15 protein-coding genes, 1 tRNA gene, 1 other RNA gene and 1 pseudogene are annotated in these 22,072 nt (G+C 35.5%); 2 read left to right on the top strand and 16 right to left on the bottom strand.

Annotated features, from left to right (window positions below; genetic code table 11):
• Positions 1 to 116: 116 nt before the first annotated feature.
• The 7 genes and pseudogenes from F8153_RS12425 to F8153_RS12395 all read right to left on the bottom strand — a co-directional run bounded on the left by F8153_RS12425 (position 117) and on the right by F8153_RS12395 (position 9,031).
• On the bottom strand, positions 117 to 2,978 hold the full coding sequence (locus F8153_RS12425; RefSeq protein WP_192929803.1) for an EAL domain-containing protein: 2,862 nt from the start codon (positions 2,976 to 2,978) through the stop codon (positions 117 to 119).
• Between the two features lie 357 nt (positions 2,979 to 3,335).
• Positions 3,336 to 4,280 carry a DMT family transporter gene (locus F8153_RS12420; RefSeq protein WP_151866680.1) on the bottom strand — a complete coding sequence of 315 codons (945 nt, stop codon included), beginning with the start codon at positions 4,278 to 4,280 and terminating at the stop codon, positions 3,336 to 3,338.
• A 169-nt stretch (positions 4,281 to 4,449) separates the two neighbouring features.
• Positions 4,450 to 4,806 carry a cupin domain-containing protein gene (locus tag F8153_RS12415; protein ID WP_151866679.1) on the bottom strand — a complete coding sequence of 119 codons (357 nt, stop codon included), beginning with the start codon at positions 4,804 to 4,806 and terminating at the stop codon, positions 4,450 to 4,452.
• 241 nt (positions 4,807 to 5,047) lie between these two features.
• Positions 5,048 to 5,620, bottom strand: a complete 573-nt coding sequence (locus tag F8153_RS12410; protein ID WP_151866678.1) for a TetR/AcrR family transcriptional regulator — start codon at positions 5,618 to 5,620, stop codon at positions 5,048 to 5,050.
• On the bottom strand, positions 5,620 to 6,243 hold the full coding sequence (locus F8153_RS12405; RefSeq protein ID WP_151866677.1) for an RNA polymerase sigma factor: 624 nt from the start codon (positions 6,241 to 6,243) through the stop codon (positions 5,620 to 5,622). Before F8153_RS12405 ends, F8153_RS12410 begins: the two co-directional genes overlap by 1 nt.
• A 333-nt stretch (positions 6,244 to 6,576) precedes the next feature.
• Complete coding sequence (locus tag F8153_RS12400; RefSeq protein WP_151866676.1) at positions 6,577 to 7,716, bottom strand: Ger(x)C family spore germination protein; 1,140 nt, start codon at positions 7,714 to 7,716, stop codon at positions 6,577 to 6,579.
• A pseudogene (locus tag F8153_RS12395) lies at positions 7,716 to 9,031 on the bottom strand (spore germination protein). The gene F8153_RS12400 and the pseudogene F8153_RS12395 overlap by 1 nt, the downstream one beginning before the upstream one ends.
• Positions 9,032 to 9,236: 205 nt before the next feature.
• Between F8153_RS12395 and F8153_RS12390 the strand changes: the two are divergent.
• Positions 9,237 to 10,328 (top strand): GerAB/ArcD/ProY family transporter, encoded by a 1,092-nt coding sequence (locus F8153_RS12390; protein ID WP_151866675.1) that lies wholly within the window; start codon positions 9,237 to 9,239, stop codon positions 10,326 to 10,328.
• Positions 10,329 to 10,521: 193 nt separating this feature from the next.
• Here F8153_RS12390 and F8153_RS12385 read toward each other — a convergent pair whose 3' ends face one another.
• Both F8153_RS12385 and F8153_RS12380 read right to left on the bottom strand, forming a co-directional pair.
• Positions 10,522 to 12,123: a hypothetical protein gene (locus tag F8153_RS12385; RefSeq protein ID WP_151866674.1), complete on the bottom strand. Its 1,602-nt coding sequence runs from the start codon at positions 12,121 to 12,123 to the stop codon at positions 10,522 to 10,524.
• 335 nt (positions 12,124 to 12,458) lie between these two features.
• Entirely contained in the window at positions 12,459 to 13,409 is a 951-nt protein-coding gene (locus tag F8153_RS12380; protein WP_151866673.1) for an LCP family protein, read from the bottom strand.
• Between the two features lie 319 nt (positions 13,410 to 13,728).
• On the opposite strand from F8153_RS12380, the gene F8153_RS12375 reads away from it, so the two are divergent.
• Entirely contained in the window at positions 13,729 to 14,454 is a 726-nt protein-coding gene (locus F8153_RS12375; RefSeq protein ID WP_151866672.1) for a DUF3108 domain-containing protein, read from the top strand.
• A gap of 114 nt (positions 14,455 to 14,568) precedes the next feature.
• Here F8153_RS12375 and ssrS read toward each other — a convergent pair.
• The 7 genes from ssrS to F8153_RS12340 form a co-directional block, all read right to left on the bottom strand.
• A non-coding RNA gene (gene ssrS, locus F8153_RS12370) (6S RNA) lies at positions 14,569 to 14,758 on the bottom strand.
• Positions 14,759 to 14,761: 3 nt separating this feature from the next.
• Positions 14,762 to 14,847: transfer RNA gene (locus tag F8153_RS12365), tRNA-Leu, on the bottom strand.
• Between the two features lie 305 nt (positions 14,848 to 15,152).
• Positions 15,153 to 16,784, bottom strand: coding sequence for a peptide ABC transporter substrate-binding protein (locus tag F8153_RS12360; RefSeq protein ID WP_151866671.1), 1,632 nt, complete (start codon positions 16,782 to 16,784; stop codon positions 15,153 to 15,155).
• Between the two features lie 290 nt (positions 16,785 to 17,074).
• Positions 17,075 to 17,701: a lytic transglycosylase domain-containing protein gene (locus tag F8153_RS12355; protein ID WP_279237138.1), complete on the bottom strand. Its 627-nt coding sequence runs from the start codon at positions 17,699 to 17,701 to the stop codon at positions 17,075 to 17,077.
• 19 nt (positions 17,702 to 17,720) lie between these two features.
• Positions 17,721 to 18,323: a dephospho-CoA kinase gene (gene coaE / locus F8153_RS12350; protein ID WP_151866670.1), complete on the bottom strand. Its 603-nt coding sequence runs from the start codon at positions 18,321 to 18,323 to the stop codon at positions 17,721 to 17,723.
• A gap of 12 nt (positions 18,324 to 18,335) precedes the next feature.
• Positions 18,336 to 21,008 (bottom strand): DNA polymerase I, encoded by a 2,673-nt coding sequence (polA, locus tag F8153_RS12345; RefSeq protein ID WP_151866669.1) that lies wholly within the window; start codon positions 21,006 to 21,008, stop codon positions 18,336 to 18,338.
• Between the two features lie 277 nt (positions 21,009 to 21,285).
• The gene (locus F8153_RS12340) at positions 21,286 to 22,026 is read right to left on the bottom strand and encodes an SIMPL domain-containing protein (RefSeq protein ID WP_151866668.1); all 741 of its coding nucleotides are present in this window, start codon (positions 22,024 to 22,026) and stop codon (positions 21,286 to 21,288) included.
• Positions 22,027 to 22,072: the final 46 nt, after the last annotated feature.

Here is a 22,072-nt window from a genome sequence, read left to right as displayed (position 1 = left end):
CCTTTATTGGCTACATTCAGTAATTATAGCATATTTTGTTTTTAATTAAAAATAGCAAATCCACCGATTGAGCACATTTGCTATTTCTATATTACCAGCCTTAAACTTACTAATATTTATAATTCTGTAGCCAACAAAGACATAAATTCACTGGGGAGTATGGGTTTGCTGAAGAAATATCCCTGTACCTCATCACAATCAATACTCCTGAGAAACTCTAGTTGTTGGTTTGTCTCGACACCTTCAGCAACAACAGTCATCTTCATACTATGGGCCATGCTAATTATTGCACCAATGATAGATTCGTTGCTGGATCCCGAACCAATATCATCTATAAAGGACTTATCGATTTTCAAGTTATCTGAATCAAACTCTTTTATGTAGCTTAAGGAAGAAAAGCCCGTTCCAAAATCATCTATGGATATTTCAACTCCAATGGCCTTTAGTTCCTTTATGATTTTTAGGGTTCTTTCTGTCTTTTGCATAATGGTGTTTTCCGTAATTTCCAGCTCAAGCAAATTGGGCTTTAATTGTGCAGCTTCAAGGGCGTTTTTAATGATTTCCACCAAATCATCCTTTTGAAACTGGATGGCTGAGATGTTTACCGATACCTTTAATTCCGCTTGTAATAGGTCATTCCATTTCTTTGCTTGTTTACAAACGGTTTCTAATGCCCATTTACCTATACTGTGGATGGTACCAATCTCTTCTGCTATGGGGATAAATTCTCCTGGTGATATTAAACCTAGCTTTGTGTGTTTCCAACGAAGGAGGGCCTCCGCCCCTATTATTTTACCAGTTTCAAGGGAGATTCTTGGCTGATATACCATGAATAATTCATTCTTTTCTAAGGCCCTTCTAAGGGAGTTTTCCATCCCTAGTCTTTCAAGGGCTTTTCGATTCATATCTTCAGTATAGAATTGATAATTATTTCTACCATTATCTTTAGCTCTATACATGGCAGTTTCAGCATTTTTAATTAGTGAATCCATATCCCTTCCATCATCGGGAAATAAGCTAATACCAATGCTGGTGGAGGCAAATATCTCATGCTCCTTAATATTAAAAGCATCTTTAAAAACCTCTATAATTTTTTGAACAAGTCTAGTTATATTCCCTTCTTCAACCTCAGGGAAAACAACTATAAACTCATCACCACCCATACGAACAACCATGTCATCATCATTAACAACCCTCTTAAGTCTATTGGCCGTTTCCTTTAAAAGCTCATCTCCAGCCATATGGTCTAAGGTATCATTAATTACCTTAAAGCGGTCTAGGTCCAAAAACAAAATGGCTATAGAAGTATTATTACGATTGGCATGGGATATTAAATAGCCCAGCTGCTCTCTGAAAAAGGCCCTATTGGGTAATCCCGTTAAAGTATCATAATAGGCCATATACCTTACCTTCTCTTCAGCTGCCTTTAAATTGGTTATATCAGTGGCAGAACCCACGATTTCAACCACCTCATTATTATGATAAATAGGGGATAGAGAAGTGTAATATATTTTGTCATCATATTCAAGCTCGAAATTACAGATGTTACCCTCAAAGGCACTCACAAAGTGATGCTTAACTTTGTTGGTTTTATCCTTGAGAACAGATATTAGTTTTCTTTCATAAACCCTTTCTGTTGTTAAGCCTAATTTATCGGCTAATCTCCCTTCAAAAAGTGTAAAGTAAAACTCATTCTCAGGTGTTCTTCTACATTTAAACACCAGGTTTTGAAGGTTTTGAACCGTTTGCTTAAAGTCATTCTTTAAAAGGATTTGTATTTGTTTTTCGTCCTGGGATCTTTTAATTGCACCTCCTATACTAGCAGCTGCGGTATTTAGGAGGGCTACTTCTGAATTAGTCCATTCTCTATTATGGGTGCAGTCATCAAAGCCTAAAAATCCCCAAAAGCTATTGTCTACAAATATCGGAACTATGGCTAAGGTTTTTACCCCTTGGGGCTCAAGCATAAGCCTTTCCCCATCTGGAAAATCCCTTACAAATCCCTTTACTTCTTTTCCAGAAGATAAGGTATCATACCATCTCATGATCCCCAAGCTATAATAGCAAATCTCCTGTAAATCTGGATTATCAGCTTGGGGCTCTATGTCTTGGTTGCACCACTCATATTTATGACTGACAATAAGCTTCTTACTAATAGGGTGAACATGATTCTGAAAGATATAGGACCTGTCGGCTTTTGTGGCCTTCCCCAATACCTGTAGCACTTGATTTAGACCATCATCCAGCTCCATGGTTCTTAATAATATTGCCGTAGCTTTAGATACACCCTTTAGAATCCGCTCTCTGTCCCTAAGCTGATATTCCATTTCCTTCCTGATGGTGACATCCATTAAGGTACCAGCTGTACCGATGATGTTTCCTTTATCATCAAGGATTAGTCGAGCAAAAACCTCCACCCAGCAAAATTCTGTTTCTTTATTAATATATCTGATTTCATGTCTACAGTAGTCCTTTTTGCCTTCTATTAAGGGTTGAAAAAGGGCCCTGTTTTTTTCTCTATCTTCTGGGTAAACAAAATCTATAAAGCTGGTTCCTAGGCATTCTTCAACTCCAAAGCCCGTTACCTCTGTCCAGGCAGGATTCAAGAAGGTCCATAGCCCATTTTTATCCGTTTGAAAAACAACTTCTTTAATGTTATTAATAACGCTATCATATTTTTCCTCTGTTATTAGCTTGTTTCGGCTAGTTGCGAAGTATTTTTTTATATAATGAGCTGTGATTACAATGATGGGGATGCTCAGCATCCAATCAATAATACCCTTAAACTTGCTATAAGAAAAGGGGAGTAACTCTCTAAAGTAGCTATGAAAGTAGTCACCATATATTTTTAATAAAAGAATAAGGATTGCAGCCAGAATAATGATCATATATGGATATTTATTGAAGAATGTATTTATTTTACACCTAGAAGTTTTCTTTTTAAAGGGGTTATTCATTTTGTCTTCTTCCTTCAGCATAGCTTTCCCTCCATATTGCATACATTTTTTAGCATAAAGTAATAACACCTTCATAAAGGTGGGATTTACAAATCACAATTCTTGAATCTAATATATACTCCTTACATCTTTTTTATAGTACTCTTGTACTGTCATCAATTCTACATTACCCCACGATTTCCTTCATATTTCGTCATAAATTTCCTTTAATATCACCTTTTTTACAACTCTGGCAATTGTATCCCGGCAAATTTTTTAATAAAATAAGCTTAGAACTAAACCTAAATCTATGCAAAAACTATTATAATTGATAAAATTGTGTATCTTTGTCGTTTTTTGTAGAACTTTGATTCCAAATTATGTGTATATTAGAATTAATTATGAACTAATTCTTACAGTAGCACTTCTCTTATTCTGAATCCAATCCTTTAAAGATACAGCATATAAGCTTAGAATAACTAGAAGTATTCCTATAGCTTTTTTCATTGTCATAGGTTCCATTAATACAAAATAGCTAAATATAGCGGTTACTGCGGGAATTAGATTCATATACAGAGATGCAATATCTACTCCCAGCTTTTCCATACCATAAATATAAAAAAGATATCCCAGGGCAGAAGAAATAACTCCCACGAAAAAAAGATTCGCAAGTATAGGTAATAAATTTTCATCAGCTATAGATATATAGATGATTTGTCTAAGATTAAAGATAGAAGCTATGAAAAGCAGAATAGTTCCATAGTTGATTTGCTTGTAAAGCAGAAAAATACTGTCATACTTCCTTTGCAATTGATAGGTCTTTATTGTATATGCAATCCAACTAAATACAGCCATGAACATTAAAGCCATCCCCATCAATTGATTGAAGTCTATTGGATCCTCCCATTTTATATCAAGGACTAATAGAACTCCAATAATAGCAACAATAAAGTTTATTACCAAAAATCCTTCTAACTTTTTCTTATAAATAAGAACATTGGTCAGCAAAGTAAAGATCGGAATCATAGAGCAAATTAAAGCAGCTAAAGAAGCACTGATATAGACCAATGCCATACCCTGAAAAAAGTAATAGATGGCCACTCCCAAAAAACCAGAAATCATAACAGCTACCTTATCTTCACTTTTAATTTCATAATGGTTTTTTGCTTTAATCTCCCTTAGCTTAGTTATGAATAGTAGGAAAATAGAGGCAATGGCAAATCTCAAAAAACTAAGGGTTGTTGGAGGTATATAGTCTATTAAATACTTCATACTTACAAAATTAATGCCAAATATAAATATCCCTGCTATAACTGCTAAATTACCTGTTTTTTTATCATTCATACAAACTCCTCATTCCCAAATAGTATATTACTATAAATTCATTTCCATTATATACTACAAAAGGGTGCTAGCCTATAAAAATCGTTATTGCTCTATAGAAATTTTTCACTTAATAAAAAGCAAATCCTTAACCATAACGGTTAAGGATTTCACTTTATATTATTCCTTTTTAGTTTTCTGAATGAATCTCATCAGCATAGATTTTGGGGATTGGTCGCGGTGTCAATACAATAAAGCATGAAAGGTTTTCATTGGTGTTATTCCTTAAGCTAAATTCATCTTCACCAACACAATATAAAACATCACCCATTACAACATCTTGCGTTTCTCCGTTGACGGTAAGCTCCCCTCCACCTGTGATTACATGAAGAATTAAATCGCTATCCTCATGCTTATGGGGGGGTATACTTTGCCCCGGCATTAAATTAAGCACAAAGTTTAATACCTTTTCTTCCGAAAATAATACTCTTTTTGTAAAGGTGCTTTCTGAGTAAACCATTCTATCTGCAATTTTTTCAATTCTCATAAGATTCACCTCCTATACGATGGCCTTTCTTTAGCTTTGGGCTACTATATATTCTTTACCCATAATATAATGAAAATACCAATCTAGAGACAATCTATGTATATATTTATTTTGCTTACTTAAATGATGAGTCTTTCTTGATAACCAAACCTAAGGTTCCCACAGCTATAAAGCTTAAGAGGATTGCGTTCATCCTCTCAGGCCCAACTCCTAATTTTTCTCTGTACCCTGTCTATCCATTTTATAAAATAGAATCCACCACTGAATCTATAAAGGCATTTCTTTCTTCTTCATGATAAAAATCAAATTCACCAGTCTCTTTTAAAATAGTGTTTCTTAAAAAGGCCACCTGTATGGCCGAAGTGAGGGTATGCATAATGATAAAAAACTCCCTCTCGGTCTTCTTATCTCCATAGATCTCCTTAATAAGCTTTAAATAAGCCCGTCCTGCTTGATCAGTATTATCTCCTACACTACCTGAACTTAGGTCATACAGCATAGAAATCCTTGAAATACTGGAGTTTTTTACAACAAAGTCTGCTGTTGTCTTAAAAAGAAGTTTTAATTTTTCTTTAGGACTAAGTTTTAGATTACTATAGGATTCTTCAAATCCATCAATTACACCGCTAATAATCCGTTGAACACACTGATTGATTAAGTTTTCCTTGGTTGTAAAATGATAGTTAATTAGTCCAACCCCCACCCCCGACTTAAGGGCTATATCCCTTACGGTAACTTTGCTTACATCTCCGTGTAGCCTTATTAACTCAGTGGTGGTAGCAATAATTTTTTCCCTAGCCTCCAGTTCCTTCATTAGCTTTCCTCCCTATCTTTTCTTTCATAATAAAAACCCTCACCTAGATATTCCCTGTATTCTTGACTATTAGTCAGGATTTCCCTTAGCTTAGTCCTACCCCGACTTAATCTAGATTTAACAAGCCCAAGTGAACAGTTGAGGATCTCAGCTATTTCATTATAGGAGAGCTGTTGTAGATCTCGTAATACCACAACAACCCGCTGATCATCTGTTAAATGGTTAATTGCCTCCCTTACGATGGCCTGAAGCTCTTTAACATCATGGATATCCTCAGGGGTTTTCCAATCATCAACCCCCTCTGCATTTATTAGGGTATGCTTTTCATCATTGAAGCAATTTGTATAATTGGACTTTTGCTTATTACGCTTTTTCAAATAATCCCAACAGGTATTTATTGTTATTCTATAGAGCCATGTAGCAATAGAAGAATCACCCCTAAAGGTATGAATCCTCCTATAAACCTTTAAAAAAACCTCTTGAGAAACATCTAAGGCATCATCCTTATTTTCTGTTATAGAGTAGGATATATTATAAACCTTTTTCTCAAATTCTCTAACAAGTTCCTCAAATTCCACCCCATTATTGTCTTTACACATTTGAATTGGCTTCCAGCCCTCCATAAGGAGACCCCCTTAAATTAATCGACTCCCTAACCCCTAAGAAATTGCTCTCTATCTATAAGAAAGTTCAGATTTTCAACAACAAAAAACCGAACAGTTATTTGAACACCGTTCAGTTTAATGTTAACATCTTGTTATTTCCTAGTCAATATATCCGATTAATTGTAAAGAATTTTTAATATAGTAGGTATCTAGCTATAAATATCTGAGAACTCAATAGAAATTCTTTCTATACTGGCTTCACAGCAGGCTGCCAGTATATCCCCTTAAGCTATTAGTAAAAGTACCCAAGGTCTGTTTTTTCTTACCCCTTAAAAGGGATAGGTAGCCATATTAAAAGGTTGGATATTTAATATTTTGAGAATTAAAATCTGTTAAACCACTACTGCCCTCTATGAATACATCCACCTCTACCATGAGTTCGGTTTGCTCCAAGGGGTTATCGATATCGATGGTGGGATATACTCTATTAAAAACCTCACGAATTTCAAAAACATCAATCCCCTCATCCTTAAACTTATTAAAGGCCTTTAGACAGCTCCTTTTGATTTCTTCTTTGGTAAACTCTTCAATTTTAGGAACGGTAGCTTTATCTAATACCAATCCACCCTGAGCATCATCTAGGGTACCCTTAACACTGATTTTTTTCTTCAAATAGATTTTGTTCCCATCATACTCTATGGAGGTTGCTGTCTTACTGTTTAAAATGAGTACAAAGGCCAGCTTATCCTCATAATTGGGGTGGGGAATGTTGATTCTTCCTTGATTGACAGTATCTAATATAAAAGTCATCCCCATTAATATTTCTCTATCTTCTATAAAGAAGGCCAGCTTATCATTTTCCAAAATAGCATAGCTTGCTTTGGTTATCTTGGGGTGAAAGATTTCTGTATTCAATTTAATTGCTGTCATAAATGTGACATTTCTGCCCATTTCCCGCCTATTAATTTCTTGAAAAAATTGCTGATGAGCAGGAACAAGAAAGCTAAGGGGTCTATCAAATATATCAAAGAGAAATAGACCGATAAATTCATTTTGCTTGATATCCGTTTGTAAAAATGTTACTGGATCATCTAAAACAACTGCCACATAGGGCCTAAGGATCATCTCCTGATCCCTAATCAAAAAATCTAAAAAGTCATCTATCCCATGCTTAACAGCCTTCTCAGTAAAAAGTATCACCTTGTTTTGGCTATATACTAATTTTTGACTAGAGCTCTTATTTACCTTGTCCAGTGCTTCACCAATGGTTGAACCGGTTTCCTTCATAATAATTCGCTGTCCCATTTCAGAATTCTCCTTATTGCTTCTGTAGGCATGAAAGAGCTCTAGATATACATGAACCATCTCATGTTCATCTACATCAATAATGATGGTTATAACAAAAATAACCCTGTTAATATCCTCATAGCTACAGCCAATTGAAGCTATTAAAAAAGTAATAAGTATCAAAAAAATTATCGCCCTTTTCATTAGCTTTCATCCTTTTTAAGAATATTATGGGAAATTGAATCCAGGCTTCCTCTAAAAAGTAGGTCCTTAAAATTTAAGCTATTCTTTGTCCCCAGTGGATAGAGGTACGGGTAGCCACAGCTGTTTAGGCCGGAAATATGGGTTACAAAAACTATGAAGGCTATATAAAAGCCTGGAAGGCCTAAAAGAGTAGAGGATACTAAAATAATATTACCCCAAATAGATAAGGCTCCATGGAGCTTTGTATTAAAAATAGAGATATGGCTGATAAGGCCACCACCAGCACTGTCACATTGGAGGCCAATCCCGATCGGATGGCTGCATCTCCAAGTATTAGGGCACCTACTATAGAGATGGCTGGACCTATGGCTTGTGGCAAACGAACCCCCGCCTCCCTCAAAACCTGAAAGAAGAACATCATAATGACAATCTCGACAATAGTTGGATAGGGAACACCCGCCCTTAATACAGCCAGTCGAAAGACAAAAATAGAGGGAATTAAGCTGAAATGATGGGTGGTAAGGGCCACATACAAGCCCGGTAGGGTTAAGGATATCAATGCGGATATCCATCGAACAAGTCTAAAATAATTCTGGCCATATTTGTTTAAATAATAATCATCCGCCATAATAATATTTTCAACAAAGAAGTAGGGTGCAAAAATGGCAAAGGTGGTTCCCTCCATTATAATTCCAACTCTACCCTCCACAAGCTTAGAAACAAGAATATCGGGCTTTTCGGTATAGCCTACGGTATCGAAGGCGGTATACTTTGTCTTTAATCTTTCTTCAATAATATTTTGATGAAAAACATAATCGTTTTTAATATTATTAATCTCTTTTTTCACATAATCAATTATTTTTTGGGGAGCTACCCCTTCAATATAGGCCATAACAATCACTTGATTATTTTTATCGCCAACAAAGATGGACTCTAGCTTTAAATTTGAATCCTTCAGTCTTTTTCGAATTAAGCTACAACCCACTGTTACATTTTCGTTAAAGCCTTCCCTAGAGCCTTTAATGACGGTTTCGGTAGGAGGCTCCTCTATGGCTCTAACTTGAAATTTTCTTCCACTACAGGAGAGTATTTCCTCACAAAAATCTAGTAAAACAATTGTATTTCCAGCTAAAACAGCCTCTATCATTTCTATTTCATGGTTAACAGTCTCAACTATATGACTATATAGCTCAAATTTTACATTTTTTACATCTGCTACTTTAAGCTCCATATTAATAAGAGGTCTTATTATGTAATCACTGATATAGTTTGCGTCTACTATACTATCTAGGTAAACAACACAAGCTTTTCCCATCTCTAGTTGTAGCTCTCTGCATTTAAAGTCAAAGGAGCCTTTAAACTCTTTATTTAAAAACTCCATTCTATTGTTATATTTTTTATGATAAATTTCCTTCTTGCTCAAGTTCAACACCAGCCCTAAGGTAAAATTGAAGATTTAAATTTGAAAAATTAGGTAATACTACTACGGCTTATAAATTTATGTAAAGGAGTTTTAGCTTATGGATAAATTCAACTCGAAACACATTCCCTTTTTAGTATTAGCCACAATGATTGTTTCTATTAAAACCTATCCCACCATCTATACGAAAAATGGTGGTAGAGATAGCTGGGTGGCTATGATCATTGCCTCAATTATTTTTTTAGCCTTCATAGTATATGTAGTTAAAGGGGCTTTAAAACATAATTGCTTTAATGTTTATCGTATCTATACCTCTGCAGTGGGGAAATCTTTGGGGAGCTTTTTAGTTGGATTGCTGGTAGTAACCTTTTTTTTAACCCTTGTGGAATCGGCTGCAGTATTTTCCAATTCCCTTCATAACCATATGCTGATTGATACTCCCATATGGTATTTCCTATTATTTTTTATTCCCGCCACCTTATATACAGTAAAAAGAGATTTAGTCGCCATTATAACTGTTACCCTTATTGGTATCACCCTTGTAACCATATCAGGAATTAATCTGGCTATGTTGACAGCCCAATATAAACGTTTCGATTACCTATTCCCTATATTTGATAGAGGCTTAACTGTGGGCTTTATAAAATGTACCCTTCAGATTTTAGCTTTATTTGGAGGCTCCTTAACTATACTCCCCTATCTAAAAAAGCTGGGAGAAACAAAAAAGCTGGTGAAGTACTTAATTTATAGTCTACTATTTGCCTTTCAAATCCATTTAGTATCCTTAACCGGACTATTTATGACCTTTGATGTGCATTTTGTCAATTATATGACCTATCCCAATCTCTTCCAAACCCAGCTGGTTAGCCATTTTAGGTTTTTAGAGATGGGGGAGCTTTTTGTAATGCTGCAAATTGTAGGAGGCTGGTATTTAAAATATGTCATCACCTTTTATGCAATGCTTAGTATCATAAGGGATATGAAGATTGAAACTAGAAAAATCGTTTACTATGTAAGCGGCTTGGTTTTTGTATTGGGATATTTCATAGGAAATGATTTATTCTTCCTATTTAGAATGCTGAACATCTATACCTATATTGCCTTGGCCAATTTCATCATCATTCCCTTGTTTATATTCCCCATATTCTCTAAGAAGGGGCTACAGGTCCCCAGTGATACCTCGGCAAATTAGGGCATAAAAAAACACCCCATATAGTCTGGTGTGTTATACTCGATGGAAAGCTAGCTAATTTTCCACATTTCAGCTAACTTTCCTCACTGTTCTTTTTTTGCTCTAGCTTCCTATAAATGCTTCGATATTTTGAAGCCACAACAATTCAACATTCAACATTTAACATTCAACATTAAAAATGAAGTTGTATTTATTATTTATATAATTCCAATGCTATGTCTCCAACCCACAGGCTATGGGTATAGTCCTCAAAGGTGATTTCAACTGTATCAACCCTGCTGACCAGCTGAAACTTAACCATTTCCCAGGTGCCATTGGCCTGATGCTTATGGTTTAAATCCTCTGTTATTATCAAGTTATCTTGATAATAGCCCTGTAGATTAATGGTCATTGTATCGGTTGAGTTTGCCATAAGCCAAAAGCTCAGGGTTCCATTGGAGGAATATCCGATCTCCTTTAAGGATAGGGTGGTTGGTTCTACACCAATAATTTTGTAGGATATATCTTCATTTCTGGTTTTCTCATCATCGATTTCTACTTTCCTATCGTCATAGGATAGCTTAAAATCTAAATAATTATTAAAGGGATCTTCTGCTGATTCTTGGCTGATATATACCTCCATTGAGTATCTGTCGCTCCATTGATTCATGCTATCTCTTACCAATAAATCGATTTTATAAATACCCGGATCTTTAAACTTTAGGGTTATATTTTCCGTCTTAATCTCCTGAAGTATAGTACCTCCCTTACTAATCTCCCATAGGTACTCCTCTATAACAATATCTTCACCATCAGTAGTGCTCTTATTTATAAACCTCCATTGGTCCTCCGACTTTATTAGTTCAAATTCTGCAATGGGCTTAGCTGCATCCTCGGTTTCTGTCACAGCCGCAGCAGCTGGTTCTATGTAATCATCCCCTTCAACCTCTGGAGAGCCTTGAAGCCTATAGATTACTCCAAAGGCGATTAATAGGATAATAGCCATTGGTAAAGCATATTTTAATCTCCGCCTCTTCCTATTTTTACCCCCATACTGAATAATCCGTTGATCTTTAAGGGGGGTCTTAGAAGGTACTGCATCCTCCTTGTTCATTTCCTCCATGCAAACGTAATAAATATAGTGCTTACGAAATTCTATCATCAGCTCATCGAGACTGGTTAAGGTATGATTGTTGTTTCTCAGACAGTCTATAAAATCTGTAAGCTCAGCAGTAATGAGATTGGAATCCCTATAAATACCTTCACTAAAAATCAACTTATATAAAACATTGCCAACTTTTCTACAGACTCTGTTAAAATCAACATTCTCTATAGCCTCATCCTCAATAATCAACAATTCATCAAATAAAATCCTTCCTTCATCACTAACTAGCTGGGTTTCATCCACAAAGATACTTTGAAGGACTGGGCTTAAGCTTTTATATTTTAATATTTCCTTCATATATTCTAGCGCTAAATTCATTCTTTCCTTTAAGGATAGATCATTTTCTTCTAGGTAGTTTTCCATTGGGGTTCCACTTTGAAGGCTGGTTACCAGGGTAATTTCCTCCCTTTCCTCTCCTTCTTCCCCTACATTCTCCCCATTACCCTTTATAAGCTCTAGATTCAAAAGGATATTCTGTAGCTCATCAAGATCCATGGAGTTCAGTAGTTTAATGAAACTCTTATCCTTTATAGTATTAATAATAACAGTGTTGGTTTCATCATCTTTAGCATTTCCAATAAAGATATCCTGTTTTTCACTTTTCTTAAAGGTATCCGTTATATGATATTTTTCTAACTGTATATAATCCATAGTCATCCACCCTTATTTTGAAATTAATAGATTTTATTAAACACAAGGGGGTTGCCCCTTAAAACCCCCCATTTAATAGGTAACAAGAGCCTATTAAATAAAAATAGCAGCTATAACTATAAACTGCTTATGTCCACTGATGCTCTACAATAGATGCATGCTTGTCTTAATATTAATCCTCTTATGTACAAGATTAAATGGGTTATATTGCCTATTTTATGTTTCAAGTCAAAATACATTTTTACCCACTTTATATAGTAATTATACAAAATGAAACATCAACCTTCAAGAAATTTTTTACAATATTCTTGAAAATTGATGTTTTTGTATATATTCTATTCAATATTTTCTGCTCTACTGAGAAAATCTTCTATAAGCTTCCTTATTCGATTAACCTCTTCATCGGGTATTTTCTCATACCATAGTTCATTCACCTTATGTCCCTCTCCCTGAATGGAATCCGTAACAATATTCTCAGCCTTTATTCCTTTAAAGGTTTTGATATATTCCTCTATCCTTTGGGGTGGTAAAGAGGTTTTTACATGATCACTTAAAATATCCATCATACTGAACAACCTGGGTAATGAATTCATAATAGTGAGCTTGTTGGCCAGTGCCTTTAATGCCTGCTGTTGACGATCCATTCTTTCATAATCACTAGAATGTCTTCCATCATTACTATATCTAAAACGAACAAAATCTAAAGCATTCTTCCCATCTAGAACCTGTTTACCCGGGGATATTCTTATTCGGGTTCCATCATAGGGATCGTCATAACTCATCGACCTATCGACATCTACCTCTATCCCACCAAATAAATCAACCAAATTAATAAAGCCCTCAAAGTTTATAGATACAAAACCACTGATCTCGATATCTAACCAATTCTCCAAGGTATCAATCATAAGCTTTGACCCACCGCGGGGATAGGTAACATTCAGCTTATCCATTTTATATCCTGGTATATCTACATAGGCATCCCTTGGAATGGATATCAACTGTACCTTAACCTCTTTAGGGTCCACCAATGCTAGAAGCATGGTATCGGAGTGGCCTTTGTCATTTATTCTCTCACTAATACCATAAACCAGTAATATAAATGGTTCTTGGCTGTTTGTTTCATGATTTTCATCTAATAGGGATTCTTCATCATCCATCTCAGAGATATTTCTTAAGGTTTCCTTATACTTGTCATAGAGCCTATAGCCATATAATGCAGTTATAATTACTATGAAGCTTAATATAATGGTAATAACCATCCAAATTTTGTTTCTTTTTTTATTCATTAGCTTCTCCCTTCAAATCCCTAACCAACTATTTCTGCAATTATTCATGAAATTCGTCACTATAACTCTTTAATCTACACTAATTTAGCTATATACCTAGTATATTGATTGTAGGTTTTATTGTCAATGAATAATGCCCTATTGGATGATAATGATTCCATAGGAAAACCCTTCTTGTGGGATTGGCTCAGCTTCTTTTACCGTCCTTTAACAACTGTCACATCCCAATAAATATTGCTATTATTTCTAAGATATGTTACCTTATATGTATTAAAAAGTTGCTACACCGTTGGCTTTAATTGTAGAGGAGGTTTTGCTAATGAAAAGAATAAGGGTTTTTCTATTGAGTTTCCTTCTATCTTCCCTTTTAATTGGATGTAGTGGAGATTCTGGTAAGCCGGCTGAATATTCACTGGCATGGAAGGATCAAGAGAAGGCTGTATATAATTTATCTGTAAATGATTCTGTAATCTCTGAGGTAGTGTTTACCATTGAAAGGACTGATGATTCTGTGTATAAGGTGGATTCTTATACAGAAGTTCAGGGTGGTGTTACAAATTCTGGTGCCTTTGTGGATACCAGTAGCTTCCTTCCCCTTTCCACCTATTACATCCAAAAACCTCCTCCTGAGGCCACTAGAAAGGAAACCGAGATAAAGGGTGAATATCAAGAGGATGTTCTAAAGTTAAATATTAATAGCGAAGGAAAGGTTCAAGAAAAAGAGGTTAAGCTTCCGAAAAATATCGTGGATAATGAATCTGTATTAATGATGGTAAGAAATCTTGCCCTTGAAGAGGACTTTCAACAAAGCATCAATATCGTAATACCAGTCTCAGCTCAGGTGGCTCCCTACTCTATTAAAGTAGTTGCTAAGGAGTTAGTAGAGGTTCCCTATGGAGAATTTGAAGCCTTCAAGGTAATGTTCAGATATACTGGTAAAGGCTCAGTACCCGACATGTATGCTTGGTATACAGCCGATGAAAGTAAAATTATGCTAAAATACGTAAATCAAAATGCTAAATTTGAGCTTATAGATTATAAGTAAGCTTTATATATAATGAAGAATATTAATTAAAAGAGAACTTGTCCTATTAAATAAGAAAGGGTATTCTGATATAATATTTATCCTATCAGAATACCCTTTTAATCGTTATTTAAGTTGAGATCCGAAATACCGTCCACCTTATTTTGACACCTATCCTCTCGATAGGTGGGTGTTCGCATAGATACTTCAATCTTCCCCTGCCTCATCAGGTCTTACTCTGGGCTTGATTTCCATAGCTAGTATAAAACTCCCGTAAACATGTTGTAGGTTCAAAATAGAGGTTACACGAATATTTCAGAAAAAATAATGGTGCGGATGACGGGACTTGAACCCATACGAGCGTAGCTCACTACCCCCTCAAGATAGCGTGTCTGCCGATTCCACCACATCCGCATTGTTTTTCCTTGGTACTTTATTAATTATAATATCCCTCCTTGGGAAAGTCAATATACAATAAGCACCAGAAGAGGAAGGGGGACTTTGAATGTTGAAAGTTAAATGTTGAATGTTGAATTGCTGTAGGAATTTGACAAACAAAATCCATTTTGATTTATAAAGATCTTATCTCCTGATTTATTTTCCCGGGAAATATAAAAAGGGTCAGATATCTGACCCTTTAATACAAACCCTAAAATTACCCTTATATTTGCATCTTTATTAACTCTTAAATCATAATTCTAATTCTACATTCTTCACTATTAATTCCCTGCTGGGTCCTCAACCCTATTAATATACCAGTCTTCAATGTCATTGTATATATCATCCATTCTAGGATCAAAATCTCCATAAACACTTTTCTTCACAAGTAAAGCTCTGTTTTGGAAGAACAAGCTAAAGTATGGTAAGTCATTTATAATCAGCTGCTGAACTTCCGAATACTTAGCTACCTTCTCTTCCCTAGTGGTTGCTTTAAAGGCGTCTTCCAACAATAAGTCCATTTCTTCACTTTCATAGGCAATAAAGTTTGTATCTCCTATATGGGATGAATGGAAGGCAAAGGCTAAATCTTGACCCATTGAAAGCTCCCAACCCCCAAGAATCATATCATATTCATCGGTGTTTAATGCATTATTAAACTCTTCCCAGTCTAATAATTGAACCTCAACCTCTATACCTAAAGCAGTTAGCTCCTCTTTAATGAAATGGGCAGTTCTTTCCCTTAATGGATTATCTTTATTGGTAATCAGTTTAAGCTTTAGGGCTTCTCCATCCTCATTACTTCTAACGCTACCTTCTCTTAAATGATATCCTGAAGCCTCCAATGCTTCCTTGGCCTTTGCAGTATCATAGCCATACTTTATACTATTTTCATCATATAGCCATGATTCAGGAAAAATTGGTACATCTACAGCAGTCCCATGACCCATATAAACATTACTTATCAGCTTGTGACGATCAATTCCGTAGGCAATAGCCCTTCTTATATTAATATCCTGAAGAACTGGATTTCTAAAATTAAAGCCTATAAACTCATACTTATTACTTGCATACTCAAAAACCCTTATATCCTTATGGTCAACATATTTACCCCAATCAAGGGTGGTGGGTTCGGCTACATGAATTTCTTCGTTTTCAAATATCGAAAGTTGGGCAGCTCTATCAGGTACTATGCTAACCTGTATCTCGTTTATATAGGGTTTTGCTCCCCAATATTCTTGATTCTTCATTAAAGTGATAGCTCTCATTTTCTGATAATCCTTTAATTTATAAGGGCCTGTCCCAATTAAAGGAAAATCTTCACTAAGCATTAACTTCAAATCCTTCTCTTCGAAAAGGTGCTTAGGTAGTATCGGAAAGGTCATTACCTCTAGTCCATTACTAAAGGGCCTTGTAAAGGTTACTCTAAGAACATTTTCTTGTAAAATCTTGATATCTGAAATATGCTTTATGCTGATATTATAAACCGATGGATTGCTAATTTTGTCAATATTTCCCTTTATCGCATCAAAGGTGAATATGACATCCTCTGCAGTAAAGGCTTCCCCATCATGCCATTTAACATCCTTTCTCAATGTAAAATCTATGCTTTGTCCATCTTGGGAAACTTCCCATTTTTCTGCTAAAACTCCTTCTAAATCTACCTTATCGTTGAACTTCAATAAACCTTGATAAATTAGTTTATGAAGCTGATTTAAGCTTCTGTTGTTATTGAATAATGGGTTCAAATTGTTAAACCTTGTTATGGTGAGGTTTAGAGTACCCCCTTCAGCAGGCAGGTAATTTTCAACAATTTCTTCCTCATCATTGGGCTCTTCTACTGGTTCTTGAGTTGAACAGCCAGTTATTGCCAAAATCAATATGAGAAATAGAACTAGAACCTTTTTCTTCATTTAAGTATGTCCCCCTTTAACGATCCCTTTAATATCTTCCCTTCAATTATATATTATTTGGTAGCTTCTTTAAATAGATATTTATACCTTGTTAAAATTAGGTTTTTTCCGTAGAAAAAAGGCTTATAAAAGCCCCACAAACCCTAAAATTGAAAATTGAGAATGAAAAAAAGATTAACCTCAAAATTTGCCATGCAAATTTATACGTCAATTCAACATTCAACATTCAACATTCAACATTCAACATTCAACATTTACCATTCAGCTTCTCATCTTCCATTTTCAATTTCTTAAATATGAACCTTAATATACTCCCTCCAAATGTAAGATGCTACACCCCTTAATCCCTCTTCATATATAATATGATATCTATTATAATCTCTAAGGACCTTCCTCAGGTATATTCTGGTTTCTGGAAAGGGAATATAATCCAGTGTTACCCTATTTTTACTGTATTGAGGGTCCTCTAGCCACTTACTTACATTACCATTTCCTGCATTATATGCGGCAATCATTAGAGGTAGCCTTCCATCAAATTCCTTATGAAGAATATCCAAATACCAGCAGCCCATCCTGATATTTAAATGGGGCTCAAACAATCTATCCTCACTATAATCCTTTATTCCTAACTTTTCCGCTGCCCATTGTCCTGTTATTGGAGCAATCTGCATTAAACCCTTTGCTTCCTTTCTGGATATTGCTTCAGGGTTAAATTTACTCTCGTTTTTTATAATGGCAGCAATAAGATAAGGATCTAAATTATACTCCTTTGAATACCTTTCGATCTCAGCCCTATAGTGGAAGGGATAGATCTGCTTTATGACCCACATACTGTTTACAAAAAGCAACCATGACACAACTATGATTATTACTGTATAAAGAAGAAAACGAAGGCCTTTGCCTATATATATTATCAATGAATTTCCCTCCGAAGATTTATATTTCCGTTATTTCCCTCCAAAGAGCAAAAATTTGTTCCCTTAGCTCCTGATAGGTACCAGAATTATCAATTATTCTATCTGCATATGGTCGCTTTTCCTCCTGACTCATCTGAGAAAGGATTCTGTCTTCAGCAGCCTCAAATGTTAATTTGTCTCTGTCTATTAATCTACTTAGCTGTTGTTCCCTTGTTGTTGTAACCAGCCATACTTCCTGAACCAATGAATGCAAACCCATCTCAATTAAAAGGGCTGCATCTAGGATGATTACCCCTTTAGGGGAAGTCTTTTTATTTTTTATTATTTCTCTTTCTATCTCCTTTAGTATTGCTGGATGGGTAATTTCATTGAGTTTTTCAAGGGCTTCTTTATTTTGGAATACATAATTTCCTAGCTTCCTTCTATTTAATTCTCCAACACTATTGAAATATTCGTCTCCAAAGGTTTTTTTAATCTCCTTTAATGTAGGAGTCCCTAATTCAACAATTCTTCTAGAGATGATATCGGCATCAATAGCAAATGCTCCTAATTCCATCAGAATCTTTGAAGCTGTACTTTTTCCGCTGGCAATTCCACCTGTCAAACCAATTATTCTACCCATATAACCTACTCCTTATTTTGCCTCGTACCATGAAGAACCAGTAGAAAGATCAACCTTAAGCTTTGCTTTTAGCTCCATGGCCTCCTCCATTGAATTCTTCAGAATTTCTGCTGCCTTCTCTGTTTCTTCCTGAAGGGCTTCAACAATAAGCTCATCATGAACCTGTAATATTAACCTCGAACTCAAGCCATTCTTTTTTAAATTTTTATGGACCTTCACCATGGCAATTTTAATGATATCAGCAGCTGTCCCTTGTATAGGGGTATTCATAGCCATTCTTTCCCCAAAGGACCTTACATTATAGTTGCTGGAATGGATTTCTGGTAGATAACGTCTTCTGTTTAGGAGGGTTAATACATAGCCGTTGGCCTTTGCACTTGCGACGATTTCCTCCATATACCTTTTAACCCCCTGATACTTATCTAGATAGCTTTCAATATATTCCTTTGCCTTTGCCCTAGAAATATTGAGATTTTCTCCTAAACCAAAATCACTAATACCATATACTATGCCAAAATTTACTGCCTTAGCACTGCTTCTCATTGAAGAGGTTACCTCATCCATCTGAACATTGAAGATTTCCGAAGCTGTTCTTGTGTGAATATCCTGATTTTTTTCAAAGGCATCCAGTAGGTTCTTATCTTCAGATATATCTGCTAAAACCCTAAGTTCAATTTGGGAATAGTCAGCATCCACCAAGGTATAACCCTCTTCAGCAATAAATACCTTCCGAAGCTGTCTACCCATTTCCAACCGAACAGGTATATTTTGTAGATTGGGCTCTGTACTGGAAATTCTTCCAGTGGTGGTAACCGTTTGATTAAAGCTAGAATGGATTCTTCCAGTAGTGGAATTAATGATCTTTAATAGCCCATCAACATAGGTAGACTTTAGCTTTGTTAATTGTCTATATTCCACAATCTTACCGATGATCTCGTGACGATCCATTAGTTTATCTAATACTTCGGCATTGGTGGAGTATCCCGTTTTAGTCTTCTTAATTGGTGGTAATCCCAGCTTATCAAATAGCACCTCTCCCAATTGCTTTGGTGAATTTATGTTAAATTCTGTTTCAGCTAAGGTATAAATCTCTGAGGTTAACTGATTAATCTTTTCTCCAAATTCCTTTTCTAAAGATAAAAGAATATTCTGATCCACCTTGATACCTACTAGCTCCATAGAGGCCAAAACTGAAGCAAGGGGAAGCTCTACTTCATAGAAAAGCCTTTCTAGGTTAAGGTCTTTGATTTTTTCTTGTATAAGTGGAGTCAGCTTTTGAACCGCCCTCACTTGTTGATATAGACTTTTGTATAATTGATCCTTATCAATGTCTATGATTTTTATCGCCTGCTTCCCTTTACCCTTTAGTTCATCAATATCTGTGATTCTTTCGTTAAAATACAATAATGATAAATCCAGTAGGCTATAGGAGGATTTTGCAGGATCTATTAAATACTCTCCGATCATGGTATCGAAGGTAATACCCTGAATATTAATGTCATAGGTGCTAAAATGAATGATTTTCTCCTTAGCATCATGACAGATTATAGAGGTCTTTTCATCCTCCAGGATTTCCTTCAGTGTTTCGATGATTTTACCATCATTGGTATCCCTAAAATCTATTACATAAACCTCTTCATCAGATGTTGCCAGGGTAATGGCCAATAGGCCATCGGTAATTCTATCAGAGCCGTAATCTATGGTATTAATGGCTATTACCTCTGAATCCATTAACTTCTTTTTAGCAGCCTCCAACTGGTCTATGTTTTGAATGATTACATAGCTATCTGCAGAAACCTCTTGAACCTCTTGAACCTCTTTGTTGGAGAAACGATTAATTAAGCTATTGAACTCATACTCTTTAAAGAGCTCAATGATTTCCTGATAGTTAACATCTTTTCTCTTTAAATGATCAATGTCTATTTCCACCGGAACTTCAGTAATAATAGTGGCCAGACGCTTACTGAGGACTATATCATCTATATGGGCTTCAATTTTTTCCCTCACTTTACTAGAGGTTATTTCATGGGTATTCTTTATTAATTCTTCAACAGAACCAAACTGGTTTATTAGCTTTATGGCAGTTTTCTCTCCAATACCTGGAACCCCAGGTATATTATCAGACTTATCTCCCATTAATCCCTTTACATCAATAAACTGAAGGGGAGTCACCTGATATTCCTCCATAACCTGAGCATCATCATATATAGCCAAATTGGATATTCCCTTTTTGGTTATAAGGATTTTTGTAGTTTTGGAGGCCAACTGTAGGGCATCTCGATCGCCGGTAACTATCAAGCATTCCATTTCTCTTTTTTGACAGTAGTTGGATAAGGTTCCAATCAAATCATCAGCCTCAAAGCCTTCAATTTCAACCCTATAAATATTCATAGCATCCAAAACCTTCTTTAAAGGCTCCAGCTGTTGAGCTAGTTCAGGAAGCATTTTCTTTCTGCCTAGCTTGTAATCCGTAAATTCCTTATGTCTAAAGGTGGGGGCCTTTAAATCAAAGGCTACCCCTATGTACTCTGGGTCATAATCATCATAGATTTTTAAGAGCATGGTTATAAAGCCATAGAGAGCATTGGTATATTGTCCCTCCTTGGTAATTAAAGGAGGCAAAGCATAATAGGCTCTATTGATTAAACTATTTCCATCAATTATAACAATTCGATTATCTATCATAAATTCTTCATTCCCTCCACATGGTAGTTATCAATATTTTAACATGTATTTTCTCCCTAGTAAAATTTAAATCTATTATAATTATTGACATTTATATAGTCCTCAAACAGAAAAAGATAGCAGATAAGCTATAGTGCTTCATCTACTATCTTTTTGTAATTTATGGTCTTTTAACTAATGATTATTCGTAGTTCTTTTTTAGGAATTATCTGCTAAGGCACTAGCCATTCATGTGGTTAAAAAACATTTCAATTTTCAATTTACAATTTTCAATTTATTAATATCCATAGGTTACACTTACATGGGCTCTTATTTCCAACTCACCCGCTGTTATAGGTGTGGAATCCATGGCAGCTTCCATCCGTACATCCATATACTTGTTATAGGTTGGCTCACTATATCCTGACTCTGTAACCTTCATTGGCTTACTAATGGTTACTCCAAGGGTTTCTGCAATGGTACTTGCTTTGCCTGCTGCATTGTTAACAGCAAGTTTTAGTGCTTCGTTATAGTATTTTTCGGTATTTGATACAGTAAATCTAATTTGATTGATATTATTTGCTCCTGCTGACACTGCTGTGTCTACTGTTGAACCAACCTTATCAATATCCTTAACAGTTACTTCAAAACTATGGCTTACTTTAAAGTCACCCTGCTGAGGTTTGTTTTCTGAGGAGTTATAATATTGTTCACGATACATATTGTAATAGGCGGTTTTTATATCTTCTTCCTTGATTCCTGATGCTTTTAAAGCCTCCATTATTTGCTGAGACAATTTACTATTTTCCTCTTGGGCCTTTTTAGAATCAGGGTCACTAGTTTCAATCCCAATATTGATTATCCCAATATCAGGCTTAACCATTAAAACTCCTGTTCCATTAACATTAATCTCCCCTTTATTTGTTTCAGGAACCTCTGCCTCAGCTATCAATGTACTATAGCCTCCCATTAGGAAAAACACCAATAAAAATGCAACTACAACCGATAATCCGATACCTTTTTTCATCATCTTTTTCATTTTTTATACCTCCCTTTCTTAATCGGTAGTGTCAAGTTTTGACACT

Source organism: Alkaliphilus serpentinus (assembly GCF_009017255.1).
GTDB classification, from domain to species: domain Bacteria; phylum Bacillota; class Clostridia; order Peptostreptococcales; family Natronincolaceae; genus Alkaliphilus_D; species Alkaliphilus_D serpentinus.
This window is presented reverse-complemented; position numbering and strand designations above follow the sequence as displayed.

Coding starts and splice junctions, on each gene's coding strand:
- F8153_RS12425 (WP_192929803.1), bottom strand. CDS start 2,978: ATGCTGAAGGAAGAAGACAAAATGAATAACCCCTTTAAAAAGAAAACT.
- F8153_RS12375 (WP_151866672.1), top strand. CDS start 13,729: ATGAAAAGAATAAGGGTTTTTCTATTGAGTTTCCTTCTATCTTCCCTT.
- F8153_RS12410 (WP_151866678.1), bottom strand. CDS start 5,620: ATGAAGGAACTGGAGGCTAGGGAAAAAATTATTGCTACCACCACTGAG.
- F8153_RS12340 (WP_151866668.1), bottom strand. CDS start 22,026: ATGAAAAAGATGATGAAAAAAGGTATCGGATTATCGGTTGTAGTTGCA.
- F8153_RS12380 (WP_151866673.1), bottom strand. CDS start 13,409: ATGAATAAAAAAAGAAACAAAATTTGGATGGTTATTACCATTATATTA.
- F8153_RS12360 (WP_151866671.1), bottom strand. CDS start 16,784: ATGAAGAAAAAGGTTCTAGTTCTATTTCTCATATTGATTTTGGCAATA.
- F8153_RS12385 (WP_151866674.1), bottom strand. CDS start 12,123: ATGGATTATATACAGTTAGAAAAATATCATATAACGGATACCTTTAAG.
- F8153_RS12415 (WP_151866679.1), bottom strand. CDS start 4,806: ATGAGAATTGAAAAAATTGCAGATAGAATGGTTTACTCAGAAAGCACC.
- F8153_RS12400 (WP_151866676.1), bottom strand. CDS start 7,716: ATGAAAAGGGCGATAATTTTTTTGATACTTATTACTTTTTTAATAGCT.
- polA (WP_151866669.1), bottom strand. CDS start 21,008: ATGATAGATAATCGAATTGTTATAATTGATGGAAATAGTTTAATCAAT.
- F8153_RS12420 (WP_151866680.1), bottom strand. CDS start 4,280: ATGAATGATAAAAAAACAGGTAATTTAGCAGTTATAGCAGGGATATTT.
- coaE (WP_151866670.1), bottom strand. CDS start 18,323: ATGGGTAGAATAATTGGTTTGACAGGTGGAATTGCCAGCGGAAAAAGT.
- F8153_RS12405 (WP_151866677.1), bottom strand. CDS start 6,243: ATGGAGGGCTGGAAGCCAATTCAAATGTGTAAAGACAATAATGGGGTG.
- F8153_RS12390 (WP_151866675.1), top strand. CDS start 9,237: ATGGATAAATTCAACTCGAAACACATTCCCTTTTTAGTATTAGCCACA.